Origin of the sequence: Phenylobacterium sp., from assembly GCF_036821595.1 — a bacterium.
Lineage (GTDB): Bacteria > Pseudomonadota > Alphaproteobacteria > Caulobacterales > Caulobacteraceae > Phenylobacterium.
Genome location: NZ_DAISJG010000022.1, coordinates 1 through 13,096 on the forward strand (window position 1 = coordinate 1; position 13,096 = coordinate 13,096).

At 72.1% G+C, this 13,096-nt stretch carries 14 protein-coding genes; 1 reads left to right on the plus strand and 13 read right to left on the minus strand.

Annotation, left to right across the window (positions count from 1 at the left end; genetic code table 11):
• The 12 genes from mreC to V7Z97_RS11775 all read right to left on the minus strand — a co-directional run.
• A partial coding sequence (gene mreC / locus V7Z97_RS11720) for a rod shape-determining protein MreC (protein WP_334163606.1) occupies positions 1 to 1,037 on the minus strand: 1,037 nt, incomplete at its 3' end.
• 57 nt (positions 1,038 to 1,094) lie between these two features.
• Positions 1,095 to 2,138, minus strand: coding sequence for a rod shape-determining protein (locus V7Z97_RS11725; RefSeq protein ID WP_257818622.1), 1,044 nt, complete (start codon positions 2,136 to 2,138; stop codon positions 1,095 to 1,097).
• Between the two features lie 201 nt (positions 2,139 to 2,339).
• A complete protein-coding gene (locus V7Z97_RS11730; protein WP_334163607.1) occupies positions 2,340 to 3,077 on the minus strand; it encodes an ABC transporter ATP-binding protein in 738 nt (245 codons plus the stop codon).
• Positions 3,070 to 3,738 (minus strand): molybdate ABC transporter permease subunit, encoded by a 669-nt coding sequence (modB, locus tag V7Z97_RS11735; protein ID WP_334163608.1) that lies wholly within the window; start codon positions 3,736 to 3,738, stop codon positions 3,070 to 3,072. The genes V7Z97_RS11730 and modB overlap by 8 nt, the downstream gene beginning before the upstream one ends.
• 3 nt (positions 3,739 to 3,741) lie before the next feature.
• Positions 3,742 to 4,515: a molybdate ABC transporter substrate-binding protein gene (gene modA, locus V7Z97_RS11740; RefSeq protein ID WP_334163609.1), complete on the minus strand. Its 774-nt coding sequence runs from the start codon at positions 4,513 to 4,515 to the stop codon at positions 3,742 to 3,744.
• A gap of 3 nt (positions 4,516 to 4,518) precedes the next feature.
• The gene (locus V7Z97_RS11745; protein ID WP_334163610.1) at positions 4,519 to 5,298 is read right to left on the minus strand and encodes a TOBE domain-containing protein; all 780 of its coding nucleotides are present in this window, start codon (positions 5,296 to 5,298) and stop codon (positions 4,519 to 4,521) included.
• 31 nt (positions 5,299 to 5,329) lie between these two features.
• Complete coding sequence (gene modA / locus V7Z97_RS11750) at positions 5,330 to 6,121, minus strand: molybdate ABC transporter substrate-binding protein (protein WP_334163611.1); 792 nt, start codon at positions 6,119 to 6,121, stop codon at positions 5,330 to 5,332.
• 43 nt (positions 6,122 to 6,164) lie between these two features.
• Positions 6,165 to 7,154 carry a Kelch repeat-containing protein gene (locus V7Z97_RS11755; RefSeq protein WP_334163612.1) on the minus strand — a complete coding sequence of 330 codons (990 nt, stop codon included), beginning with the start codon at positions 7,152 to 7,154 and terminating at the stop codon, positions 6,165 to 6,167.
• A 17-nt stretch (positions 7,155 to 7,171) separates the two neighbouring features.
• Complete coding sequence (locus V7Z97_RS11760; protein ID WP_334163613.1) at positions 7,172 to 8,053, minus strand: DMT family transporter; 882 nt, start codon at positions 8,051 to 8,053, stop codon at positions 7,172 to 7,174.
• A gap of 36 nt (positions 8,054 to 8,089) precedes the next feature.
• Complete coding sequence (locus V7Z97_RS11765; protein WP_334163614.1) at positions 8,090 to 9,685, minus strand: 2-isopropylmalate synthase; 1,596 nt, start codon at positions 9,683 to 9,685, stop codon at positions 8,090 to 8,092.
• A 253-nt stretch (positions 9,686 to 9,938) separates the two neighbouring features.
• Complete coding sequence (locus V7Z97_RS11770) at positions 9,939 to 10,562, minus strand: glutathione S-transferase family protein (RefSeq protein WP_334163615.1); 624 nt, start codon at positions 10,560 to 10,562, stop codon at positions 9,939 to 9,941.
• Complete coding sequence (locus V7Z97_RS11775) at positions 10,562 to 11,281, minus strand: TVP38/TMEM64 family protein (RefSeq protein ID WP_334163616.1); 720 nt, start codon at positions 11,279 to 11,281, stop codon at positions 10,562 to 10,564. The genes V7Z97_RS11770 and V7Z97_RS11775 overlap by 1 nt, the downstream gene beginning before the upstream one ends.
• A gap of 149 nt (positions 11,282 to 11,430) precedes the next feature.
• Between V7Z97_RS11775 and V7Z97_RS11780 the strand changes: the two genes are divergently transcribed.
• Positions 11,431 to 12,600: a calcium-binding protein gene (locus tag V7Z97_RS11780; protein ID WP_334163617.1), complete on the plus strand. Its 1,170-nt coding sequence runs from the start codon at positions 11,431 to 11,433 to the stop codon at positions 12,598 to 12,600.
• Here the strand turns inward: V7Z97_RS11780 and V7Z97_RS11785 are convergent.
• A complete protein-coding gene (locus V7Z97_RS11785) occupies positions 12,578 to 13,042 on the minus strand; it encodes a hypothetical protein (RefSeq protein WP_334163618.1) in 465 nt (154 codons plus the stop codon). The two genes, V7Z97_RS11780 and V7Z97_RS11785, sit on opposite strands and share 23 nt — an antisense overlap.
• Positions 13,043 to 13,096: the final 54 nt, after the last annotated feature.

Genomic DNA, 13,096 nt, shown 5'->3' on the forward strand with positions numbered 1-13,096 from the left:
GCAGCCTTGGGGGCCGGCGTCGCGGGACGCGGCGTCGTGGCGCCGGCCGCCGCGGCCGCGGCCGCGGCGGGGCCGGCGGCAGGCGCCGGTGCGGTCTTGGGCGCCGGCGTGGCGGCGGGCGCGGGCGGCAGGGTCGTCGCGCCGGCGGTGGGCGGCGGCGCCTCGGTCCGCATCAGCTCCTGCTGGTTCACGAGTTGGGTGAAGTCCTGGAACAGCAGGATGCGCACGAAGTCGATGGCGGACCGGTCCGACGCCAGCACCACCCGCCAGCGGCCGTCGAGGCCCTTCACCGCCGTGCCCACCGGCAGGCCGCGCGGCAGCACGCCGCCGTCGCCGGAGGTCAGCACCCGGTCGCCCTGCTTCACCGGATCGAGCCCGCGCAGGTACTCGAGCTTGGGGTTGGGCCCGCCGTCGCCGGTCAGGATGGCGCGGGCATTGGTCCGGTCGATCATCACCGGCGTGCGCGAGGCGATGTCGGTGAGCAGCAGCACGCGGCTGGCGCCGTCGGTGACGCCGATCACCCGGCCCACCAGGCCGTGCTCGCTCATCACCGGATTGCCCGGCTTCACGCCCTTCTCCCGGCCGGAGTTGGCCAGGCGGGTGTTGGCGTAAGGGCCGCGGCTGTCGGTGACGATCCGCGCCGCCACCATGGGGATCGGCGGATCCGTCCTCAGCCCCAGCAGGGTGCGGTAGCGTTCGTTGGTGTCGCGCAGAGCGATGGCCACGTCGCGCCACTGGCGCATCTCGCGCAGTTCGGCCTTCAGCCGGCGGTTCTCGGAGACGGCGAAGAAGTAGCCGCGCACGCTCTCGACGCCGGCGCCGGTCCATCGGCCGGGCGCGGACAGCACCTCCCCCACCGGCGTCAGGACTCGGTCGGAGACGCTGCGGCTCGCGCCGTAGGCCTCGCCCTGGAAGGTCTCCCGCCGGTCCGACAGCAGCACGGCCGTCGCGGCGACCCCGGCGACGATCAGCGCCACGGCCGCCGTCCAGGTCAGCGGGACCTTCAGTTCACCAAGCGGACTGTCCCGTAAGGACACCTAAGCCTCGTCTGCGAGCGCCCCCCGGCCGCCCCATCGCGCCGAGTCGTCAGGTTGCTAGGCTAGCGTGGATTCCAGCACGCCCTTCATCCATTTCGGATGCTCGAGCACCTTGCCGCACCCCAGGGCCACGCAGCTCAGCGGGTCGTCGGCGACGGTCACCGGCAGGCCGGTGTGGTCGCGGATCTCGGCGTCCAGGCCGCGCAGCAGGGCGCCGCCGCCGGTGAGCATGATGCCCTTGTCGGCGATGTCGGAGGCGAGCTCTGGCGGCGTGGCTTCCAGGGCCATCTTCACCGCGTCGACGATCTGGCCGACCGGCTCCGACAGGGCGTCCGACGCCTGCTTCTCGGAGATGCGCACTTCCCGGGGGACGCCCTGCATCAGGTCGCGGCCCTTCACCTCGATGGACAGGCCCTCGCCGTCGGCCGGAGCCCGCGCCGTGCCGATCTCCTTCTTGATCCGCTCGGCGGTGGTCTCGCCGATCAGGAGGTTATGGTTGCGGCGCATGTAGCTGATGATCGCCTCGTCCATCTTGTCGCCGCCGACGCGGACCGAGCGCGAATAGACGATGCCGGAGAGCGAGAGCACGGCCACCTCGGTGGTGCCGCCGCCGATGTCGACCACCATGGAGCCGGTGGGCTCGTGGATCGGCAGGCCGGCCCCTATGGCGGCGGCCATGGGCTCGTCGATCAGGCCCACGCGGCGGCCGCCGGCGTTCAGGCAGCTGTCGTTGATCGCCCGGCGCTCCACGGCGGTGGCGCCCGACGGCACGCACACGATCACCTTCGGGTTCACGAAGCCCTTGCGGTTGTGAACCTTGCGGATGAAGTACTTGATCATCTCCTCGGCGACTTCGAAGTCGGCGATGACCCCGTCCCGCATCGGGCGGATGGCTTCCATGTGCCCGGGCGTGCGGCCCAGCATCTGCTTGGCCTCGATGCCCACCGCGTGCACGACCTTGCGGCCGCCCACGTTGCGCAGCGCCACGACGGAGGGCTCGTTGAGCACGATGCCCTTGCCCTTCATGTAGATCAGGGTGTTGGCCGTCCCGAGATCGATGGCGATGTCGTTGGAGATGGCGCCGAAGAGGGATTGGATCATGCAGGGCCCTGGGGCATGGGGGCTGAAACGTGCGGTCCGCCGGCTGAAGCGAGCGACCTGAATTGCGCAGGAGATTGCGCTGAGTCGCACCGCTTGGCTGGCAGGTTCGTACCCCCTCTGCCCTGTGGTCTGGGCGAATTCAAGGGCGAAAGAGCGGTGTGCGCTTTCGCGTCGCGCGCGAGTTTCAGCTCGGCGGTTCGCCTAGGAATCGCCACCTTCCGGCGCCTCGGGCGTCGCGCCCCAGACGAGCTCCCGCGCGATGGGGTCCTGGAGCGCTTCCGTCGGACGCCCGACGAGCCTGACCTGCCCCTCGTCCAGCACCGCCACCCGGTCCGACAGCCGGGCCACCTCGTCGAGATCGTGGCTGACCAGCAGCATGGGAATCGACAGCCCGCGGCGGAGCCCAGCGATTTCGGCGTGCAGCCGCGTGCGCGTGCGCCGGTCCACTGCTGAGAACGGCTCGTCGAGCAGCAGGACCATTGGATCGCGGGCCAGGGCGCGGGCGATCGCCACCCGCTGCCGCTGGCCGCCCGACAGGGCGTGCGGCTTGCGGTTCTCCAGCCCGTCCAGGTGCATCCGGCGAAGCAGCTCCATGGCTCTCGCCCGCCGCTCGCCCCGCGGAACGTGACCCAGCGCCGCGGCGACATTGCCGAGCGCGCTGAGGTGCGGGAACAGCGCGTGTTCCTGGAACACCAGGCCCACCCGCCGACGGTGGGCCGGCAGGTCGATCCCGGCGGCGCTGTCGAACCATACCTGTCCGCCGCAGGCGATCCGTCCGGTCCTGGCGCGATAGAGCCCCGCCACGGCGCGCAGCAGGGTCGTCTTGCCCGCGCCGGAAGGCCCCACGACGCCCAGCGTCTCGCCCGGCGCGCAGGCCAGGGTCAGGTCAAGCGGGATCGGCCCGGCCTGGCCCAGCGTCACCTCCAGCCCCTCAGCCATGCCGCCGCCCCACCCGCCCGCCGAGCCCGTAGACGATTGCGATGGTCACCACCGAGAAGGCCAGCAGCGCCGCGCTCATCGTCCCCGCGGCCGCGTGGTCGAAGGCCTGCACCCGGTCGTAGATCGACAGCGAGAGCGTGCGCGTCTCCCCGGGGATCGAGCCTCCCACCATCAGCACCACGCCGAACTCGCCCAGCGTGTGGGCGAAGGTCAGCGCCAGCCCCGACAGCACGCCCGGCCAGGCCAGTGGCAGCTCGATCCGCCAGAAGGTGCGCCACGGCGAAAGCCCGCTCACCCAGGCGGCCTGCCGCACGTCCGTGGGCAGCGCCTCGAATGCGCGCTGCATGGGCTGGACGGCGAACGGTAGGTTGAAGACCACGGAGGCGGCGAGCAGCCCCGCGAAGCTGAACGCCAGCGGGCGGCCGAACATCTCCGTCCACGCCTGACCCAGTCCGGAGTTCGCGCCGAAGGCGGTGAGCAGGTAGAAGCCGAGCACGGTCGGCGGCAGCACCAGGGGGGCGGCGACCAGCGCCTCCCAGAGCCCCTTGGCCGGCACGCGCCGGAAGGCGAGCGTCCGCGCCAGCACGAGGCCCAGCGGCAGCAGGATCGCCGCCGTCCAGCCGGCCAGCTTCAGCGAGACCCGGAAGGCTTCCCAGTCCACGGCTCAGCGCTCCGGAAGGAAGAAGCCGTGGCGGACGAGGATCGCCCGCGCCTCCGGCCCCTGCAGGAAGGTGTGGAAGGCCCGGCCCGTCGGCCCCGCGCCCTTCAGCACCACCGCGCGCTGGCGCAGCGGCGCATGCCATCCGGCCGGCAGCAGCTCGAAGGTTCCCGCCGCCTTCACCTGCGGCGTCGTCGCCAGCGACAGGGGGATGATCCCCGCCTGGGCGGCGCCCGAGGTCGCGAACTGGGTCGCCTGGGAGACGTTCTCGCCCAGCACCAGCCGGCGTTCCGCGGCGTCCCAGAGGCCTGCCCGCTGGAGCGCCTCGCGCGCCGCGCGGCCATAGGGCGCGTGGGACGGATTGGCGATGGCCAGCTTCCTCAGCCGTCCGTCCCGGAGCGCGGCGCGCAGGTCGCGAAGCCCGGCGTCCGCCCGGACCGGCGAGCCGCGCGGCGTGAAGAGGCCGATCCGCCCCACGGCATAGAGTTCGCCGCGGCCTTCGGTCCGGCCGGCCGCCTGCAGGGTCCGGACATAGGCTTCGTCCGCCGACAGGAAGGCCTCATAGGGCGCGCCGTTCTGGATCTGCTGGGTGAGGCTTCCCGACGAGCCGAACACCAGGCGCACGGAGCGGCCGGTCTTCCGCTGGAACGCTTCGGCCACCTCCGGCAGGGCCGCCTGCAGATCCGACGCCGCCGCCACCGTGGGGGCGGACCGCGCACAGCCCGCCGCCGGGCCGAACAGCAGGGCCGCCAGGACGACGAGGAGGCCTCCGCCGCGCATCGGCTATTCCACCGCCAGGATGACGTGCGGCGCCTTGACCAGAGCCGTGACCGGATCGCCGACCCCGAGGTCCATGGCCTCGGCGCTCTCGCGGGTGATCGCGGCGGTCAGGGTCTTGCCCTCGGCGATCTCCAGGACGATCTCGCTCGAAACCGCCCCGTCCTCGCGCCGCACGATCCGGCCGCCAACCTGGTTGCGGGCGGACGTCATCAGCCCCTCCCCCTTGGCCAGAATGACGAAGCTAGACTTCACCAGCGCCACCGCCGGGCGGCCCGGCGCGAGGCCAAGTTCATCCAGGCTTTCGCGGGTGACCACGGCGGTGATGTCGACTCCCGGCGCCACCTCGAGCGTGACCTCGGCGTTGACCGTCGCGGCATTGATACGGGTCACCACGCCGCGTAGGGCGTTGCGCGCGCTCGTCTTCATGCCCAGGCTCCAGAACAGTGCGCCGGCGTCCTCGGCCAGACCGCGCTCCAGGCGCTCCGCCACGCCCGCCAGCTCGGCCTCCACCCGGCGGAAGGCCGCCACCACGGCGCGGCCGCGGGCGGTCAGCTGCGCCGCACCACCGGCCCGGCCGCCGGCGCGGGCGGCCACCAGCGGCGCGTCGAAGAGGTTGTTGAGCGCCTGCACGGCGTCCCAGGCGGCCTTGTAGCTGAGCCCGGCGCGCTGGGCGGCGGCGCGGATCGAGCCCAGTTCGCCCACCGCCTCAAGGAGCGCGATGCGCTCGGTCCCCACCCGCGATCCGTCGCGGGCCAGCGAAAGGGCGGCATTGAGCGCGGCCATGGCCGTTATGTAGCCGAACTACATAACGGCGTCACCTGCCCCCGGGCAGCACGAAACCGTAGCGGCGGAAGACGGCGCGCGCCTCGGGATCGCGCAGGAACCTGTAGAACGCCTCCGCCGTCTGGCCGCCGTCCTTCAGGAGCACCGCGCGCTGGCGCAGCGGATGGTGCCAGTCGGCAGGCAGCAGGGTGAAGTCGCCCGCCGCCTCGATCTTCGGCGTGCGCGCGAGGGTCATGGGAATGATGGCCGCCTGCACGGCGCCGGAGGTGATGTGCTGCGCCGTCTGGCCGAGGGTCTCGCCCAGGCTGAGCTTGCCGCGCACCTGGGTCCAGACGCGCGCGCGGGTCAGCGCCTCCTTGGCGGCCAGGCCGTACGGGCCGCCGGTGGGATTGAGGATGGCCAGCCGCTGCAGGCGCCCGTCCTTCGCCGCCGCGCCAAGGTCCCGCAGCCGCCCGTCCGCGCGGACCTTCGAGCCCTTCGGCAGGAACAGTCCGATGCGGCCGACCCCGTAGAGCGCGCCGGAATTCGCCGTGCGGCCCGCGCGCTCGAGCTGCTGGACATAGGTCTCGTCCGAAGCCAGCAGCAGCTCGTAGGCGCCGCCGCCCTTCTCGATCTGAGTGGCCAGCGCGGCGGTCGGCCCGAACACCAGCCGCACCGACTTCCCGGTCCGCTTCTGGAAGGCGGTGGCGATCGCCGGCAGGGCCTCGGACAGGTCCCCCGCGGCGGCGACGGAAGGGACGGAGCTGATGGGCTCGGCGTGCGACGTTCGCGGCGCCAGGGTGGCGGCGATGGCCAACTGCAAGGCGGCGCGCCGGGACTTCATGCGTTTCCTACTACCGCGCGGAATTGGCCGTCGCCAAGGCGGTTCAGGCCCGGATCAGGGCTTCGCAGACGGCGCTCACCTGGCCGCCGGATTCCTTCGCTCCGCCGCCCACCGCATAGATACGCCCGTCAACCGTCACGCCGGCCAAGCCGTGCCGCGGCGTGCGCATGGACGGCAGCGCCGTCCATGCGTCGGCCTTCGGGTCGTAGCCCCACGCGTCGGGGATCACCCCCGGCCCGCCCTCGCCGCCGAAGACATAGAGCTTCCCGCCGGCCGCGGCGCCGGCCAGGCCGCCGGCAGGCCGGGGCATGGGGCGGAGCGTCTCCCACCGGTCGGTCTTCGGATCGTAGCAGTCGAGCTGAGCCGAGTTACCGCCGCCCACCCGCCGCCCGCCGGCCAGGTAGAACAGGCCGTCGATGGCCGCGCCCGTCGCGCTGTTGCGGGCCAGCGGACAGGGCGCCGCCGTGTCCCAGCGCTGCGCCCGGGCGTCGAACACCTGGTGGGTGGCGACGTCACCGTGGTCGGTCCACTGCCGGTTGGCTTCGGCCTTCGGCGCGCGGCCGCTGGCGATGTGGATGCGCTCGCCCAGCGTCACGGCCACCGTCTCGCACTGGACGTGCGGCACCTCCGGCGCGGGCGCCCAGGTCGTCCCGTCGAAGACGACGGCGTCGCGGATCGCCACCCAGCCGCCCTGCTCCGTCACCTGGAACCCGCCGAAGGCGTAGAGCCGGTCCCGGGCCGCGGCCAGCACCGGGTGGTGGCGCGGGAACGGCAGCCTCGGCCCCTCGCGCCAGCGGTCGGCCCGGGGGTCGTAGACGCCGGTGCGGTCCTGCGGGTTGATCCCGCCGCGCAGGCCCTGGACGCCGGGCGCCATGCCGCCGGCGATCACCACCTGCCCCCGGAAGGCCGCGCCATAGACCTCCTGCACGGGCCACGGGATGTCCGCGCAGGCCTGCCAGCGCGGGGCGGCCCGGGCGGCGGCGGGGACCAAGCCGGCGGCGAGCGCGGCGGTGAGCGTGCGGCGGTCGATCATCCCGCCATGGTGGCGCCTCAGCCCAGCGCCGTCATCACCACCCCGACGGCGGTGAGCGCCCCCCCGGCCCACTGGCGCAGCGACAGCCGCTCCTTGAACAGCCGGTGGCCGGCGGCCGCGGCGATGGGCGCTTCGATCACGCCCACGGCCCGCACCGGCCCCGCGGGGGCCAGGGCCAGCGCCCCGAACCAGCAGGCCGACGCCGCCGAGCCGAAGAACCCGGCGCCCAGGGACGAGCGCCAGGAGGCCGCCACCGCCTTCAGCGCCGCCGGCCGCGTCGCGGCCAGGAAGCCGGTGAGGACGAGCGACTGCATGAGCTGGGCGGCGACCAGGGCGGCGGAGGCCGAGAAGATCGGATGGTGCGGCTCCAGCGCCAGTCCGGCCTGACGGTAGCCGTTCAGCGCCACGGCGAAGCACAGCCCGGATGTGAGGCCGAGGCCGGCGCCGGCCAGCGCGCCCCGCCCCGCCCCGCGCTTCGGCCAGGAGAGCACGACCAGCCCGACCGTGGTCAGCGCCACCCCGGCCCAGGCGCCGGGCGCAAGGCGGTCGCCCAGGGCAAGCCAGCCCAGCAGGGCGGCGAACGGCAGCGAGGCCTGCTGCATCATGGTCGCCACGGCGAAGCCCGAGCGGCGCATGGCCATCAGCAGGGCCGCCGTCGCGCCCACCTGCGCCAGGGCGCCCAGCGCCGCGCCGATCCAGAAGCGGGCCGACGGATCGGGCTGCGGCCCATCGGTCAGCGCCCACACCACCGCCAGCAGGGCGATCGAGAACGGCAGGCCGAACAGGAAGCGGACCAGGGTCGCGCCCCACGGCCCCGCGTCGCCCACCAGCCCACGCTGCAGCGCATTGCGCGCCACCTGCAGCGGTGCGGCCGCCGCGGTCAGCAATATCCAGAGCATGTGCGCCTCCTTCCCTCCCCGGCGGGAGGGAAGGCGTCAGAACCCGCTCGCCACCCGGGCGTCGGGCGCGCTCTTCTCCTTGCGCGCCATGAGGTTGTTCAGCGCGTTGACATAGGCCTTGGCCGAGGCGGTCAGGGTGTCGGTGTCCGCCGCCTGCCCCGTGGCGATGCGGCCCTCCTCCTCAAGCCGGACCGAGACCTGCGCCTGGGCGTCGGTGCCCTCGGTGACCGCGTGCACCTGGAACAGCCGCAGGATGGCGTCGTGCGGCACCACGGCGTGGATGGCGTTGAACACCGCGTCCACCGGTCCGTCGCCGGTGGCGTTGGCGCTCTTCTCCTCGCCGTCGATGGTGACGGTCAGGAAGGCCTCCTGCGGCCCCTCGGTGCCTGCGATGACACGCAGGTGCTTGACCTGCACCCGGTCGGCTGCGCTGGCCAGGGCGTCGTCCACCAGGGCCACGATGTCGTCGTCGAAGACGTGCTTCTTCTTGTCGGCCAGGTCCTTGAAGCGCTGGAAGGCCTCGTTCAGGGCGTTCTGGCCCAGCTCGTAGCCCAGGTCCTTCAGCTTCTCGCGGAAGGCGTGGCGGCCAGAGTGCTTGCCCATGACCAGGTTGGATTCGATCTGGCCCACGTCCTCGGGCTTCATGATCTCGTAGGTTTCGGCGTTCTTCAGCATCCCGTCCTGGTGGATGCCGCTCTCGTGGGCGAAGGCGTTCTTGCCGACGATCGCCTTGTTGAACTGCACCGGGAAGCCGGTGATGGCCGAGACGTAGCGGCTGGCCCGGGTGATGTGCTGGGTCTCGACGCCGGTGAAGTAGGGCAGCCGGTCGCCGCGCACCTTCAGCGCCATGACGATCTCTTCCAGAGCCGCGTTGCCGGCCCGCTCGCCGATGCCGTTGACCGCGCACTCGATCTGGCGCGCGCCGCCCTGAACGCCGGCGATGGAGTTGGCGACCGCCAGGCCCAGGTCGTTGTGGCAGTGGGTGGAGAAGATCACCTTGTCCGCGCCCGGCACGTTCTCGATCACGTCCCGGAACAGCTCGGCGTACTCGCTGGGATAGGTGTAGCCCACCGTGTCCGGCAGGTTGATCGTCGAGGCCCCGGCCCTGATCGCCGCCTCCACGCAGCGCAGCAGGAAGTCGCGCTCGGTGCGGGTGGCGTCCTCCGCCGACCACTCCACGTCGTCGCACAGGTTGCGGGCGTGGCCGACCGAGCGGGTCACCATCTCCAGCACCTGCTCCGGCTCCATCTGCAGCTTCCACTTCATGTGGACGGGGCTGGTGGAGATGAAGGTGTGGATGCGGCCGCGCTTCGCCTTGCGGATCGCCTCGGCGCAGCGGTCGATGTCGGCCATGCCGGCGCGGGCCAGGCCGCAGACGGTGCTCTCGGTGACGATCTCGGCGATGGCGCGGACCGCCTCGAAGTCGCCGTTGGAGGCGATCGGAAAGCCCGCCTCGATCACGTCGACGCGCATCTCCTCCAGGATCTTGGCGAGCTCGATCTTCTCTTCCAGCGACATGGACGCGCCGGGCGACTGCTCGCCGTCGCGCATGGTGGTGTCGAAGATGATGACCCGGTCCTGGTCGGAACGGGCGGCGGTCTCGGATACGGCTTCCGAAGCGGGGGCGGTCATGTGGAGGTCTCTTCGCGGGGTGTTTCGGTTTGACGGGCGAGGGTTCGAAACCCCTGAGCGCCCGGCCGCGAAGTCTCGCGTGCCTAGAGAGGCGCCCAGGGGCGGCTAAGCCCCAGCGAAAGGAGAAGCAGGCTGTCGAGCCGCGTGCGCATGCGAGGCTTCTAGCCGAATCCGACCCCTGGCCGCAAGACTGTTCCCCAAAGCGCGGCCTTAGGTCGCCTCGGGAGCAGATTTTGCCCCGGGCCCTGCTCGCTTAGTGGCTCATGTGCCCGGCGGCCAGGATCCGCTGGACCGACGGCCTCGCCCGCACCCGCTCCCGGTGGTCGAGCACGCGGGGGAACTGCGCGGGGTCGACGCCGTCCTCCTCCAGCCAGTCGGCCAGGGTGAAGAGATAGCCGTCGCAGACCGAATAGGCCTCGCCCAGCACCCACGGCCCCTTGAGGAGTTCGGCGTCGATAAGCCGGAAGCACTCCGCGATCGTCTGCGGGACCTTGCGGCGCATGTCCTCGAAGGCGGCTTCGGTGTCGGCCCAGCGATAGCCGCGGTGCTTGTGGGCGTGGGCCACGTGTACGGTGGACGCCAGGTAGCTGTTGAACGACACCGCCTGGGCGAACCCCCACGGGTCGGCCGGGGCCAGCCGCGCCTCGGGCCAGGCCTGGGCCACATAGCTGAGGATGGCGACGTTCTCGGTCAGCACGCCCCGGTCCGTCACCAGAGCCGGCACGCGGCCCTTGGGGTTGATGGCCAGGTACTCCGGCCGGCGCTGGTCGCCGTCGCGGGTGCTGGTCCGCACCACCTCGTAGGACACGCCGGTCTCCTCCAGCGCGATCAGCGACGCCAGCGAGCACGAGCCCGGCGAATGGAACAGCCTCAGCATCACCCTTCCTCCTGCTCGACCCGGTCCTCGCGGCTGCGCAGCCATTTGCGCGCGTACCAGCCGATCACCAGCCAGACCGCCACGATCAGCGCCAGCCACAGGACGTTGTGGCCGTCCTCGCCCTTCATCACGTCGACGATGGAGGCGCCGGCGAAGGCGGTGAGCACGATCTTCGGCACGATTCCGATCGCGGTGCCCGCCAGGAAGTGCCAGAGCTTCATCGGCGTCACCCCGGCGGCCATGTTGACCACGATGAACGGCGCCGACGGCACCAGGCGCACGATCAGGCTGGCGTAGAAGCCGTTGCGGCCCACCAGCTTCATGAACCGGCGCAGCCCCTCCCCCGAGAAGGTTTCCAGCACACGGGCGCCGGCCACCCGGCCGATGAAGAAGCCGACCGTCGCCGAGACCATGGTGCCGATCCAGGAGTAGGCGAAGCCGGTCTCCGGCCCGAAGGCGACGACGGCGGCGGCGATCAGCATGAATTGCGGCACGCCGACGAAGGCCAGGATCGCGAAGGCGGCCACCGCCACCGGCAGGGCCCAGGCCCCGCTGGCCGCCCCCAGCCAGGTCTCGACCGCCGCCTCGCCGTCGAAGCCCAGGACCTGGGCCCCGAACAGGAAGACGACGCCGACCCCGCCGAACAGGACGAACGACACCAGCAGCGCCCGCCAGGCCTTGGCGTCCATGTTCGTGAGGAACTGCAGGAGGCGGCGCATCGCCGCTGAGGTCGCCGATCGGGGAGAGTGGGTCAAGCGTGGCGGTCTTGTTGCGTTTTTCCATGTTGCGTTTTTACGCAACACCCGTCAGATAGCGGCGTTACGGCCAAGCTCTGGCCGAGAGGGACGTTTTCAAGAGAGACTTCACAGTGGCCACCTACGCCTTCGAGACCATCACGCCCGAGCAGGCGCTCAACATCGGCGCCCTCGACACCCTGACCTTCGCGAGCGGTCCGGCGAGCCGGGTGAGCGTCGTCTACCAGTCCTACGACCCGCTGATCCTCACGCCCGAGGTTCCGAGCATCCTCGTCACCGCCGACGGCCGCACCGTGAAGTTCGCCGTCGAGTTGACCCAGCTCGCCCGCGCCGGCCGCGCGGTCATGGCCGATGGGTCGAAGCTCTACATCGGCGACACGAGCGACGAGCAGGTGATCGGCGGCGCCGGCCACGACGGCCTCTACGGCGGTCCGGGCGACGACACCGTGGACGCCGGCGCGGGGGACGACCTCGTGCAGGGCAACGGCGGCAACGACGTGCTGACCGGCGGCGCGGGCGCCAACACCGTCTACGGCGGCAAGGGCGACGACATGATCAACGTCTCGACCTTCCGGGAGACCCGCGGCTCCTTCGCCCACGGCAACCAGGGCGACGACGAGATCGTCGGCGGCGAGGGCGACGACACCCTCTACGGCGGGCAGGGCAACGACTTCATCGGCGGCAGGGACGGCGACGACCTGCTGTTCGGCGACCTCGGCGACGACGAGATCCACGCGGGCGGCGGCGACGACACGGTGTTCGGCGGCGCCGGCAACGACCAGATCTACTCCAACGGCGGCGACGACCTGCTGCTGGGCGGCGACGGCGACGACCTGCTGGTCATGTACATGCCCGGCAACGCGCTGGCCCACGGCGAGGCCGGCAACGACACCATCATCTCGGCCGCCGCCGACGCGACGGTCCTCTACGGCGGCGAGGGGCGCGACCGGTTCGAGTTCGTCTCCAACGTCCGGCCGGGCCAGGGCATGGCCGACATGATCGCCGATTGGGAGGCGGGCGACAGCCTGTCGTTCGCCCAGGTCAGCATCTACGCCATCCTGCCGCGGCAATATTCGGAGTTCACCGCGGAGACCTACGAGGAAGCCCTGCAGACCGCCAACGAGCACATCATGTCCGCCGGCGCCCAGTACGTGGCCGCGCAGGTGGGCGACGACGTGTGGGTGTTCGCCGACACCAACGGCGACTCCAGCGACGGCGCCGACGTCGAGGTCATGCTGGTCGGCAGGACTCTCGCCGACATCAGCCTCCTGAACTTCGTCTGACGTCCGGGCAGCGCATGAGCGTGATCGGTCCCGTCCACGGGCCGCCGGTCACGGTCATGCTCTGGGCGGGCGCGGGGCCGGCCAGCCCCAGCCGGAAGCTCTGCGGCTCGGCCGCGCCCTCGGACAGGCACTTGGCGCTGACCGCGTACCCGCCGGGCTGCGGGGTCACGGTGGCGAAGTCGCAGCTCACCTCCCCGGCCGTCGCCACCCTCCCCGGCTCGAACATCCAGGCGCCGTCGGCGCACAGCTCCGGCGTCGCCGCCCACCGCCCGACGTAGGGCGCCGGCTGCGGCACGTCGGCGGTGACGGCGGTGGTGGGCGCGGGTCCTGCCGCGGGCGGCGGCGGCTCGGGCGCGGTCGCGGCCGTCCGTGGCGCGGTCGCCTCCTGGCCGCAGCCGGCCAGGACGAGGCCGAAGCCCAGGGCGTACAGCGCGTGTCGCATGTTCCCTCCTGTGGCTCCCGGGCAAACGCCGCAGCGAAAGCGGCCGTTCCGGGG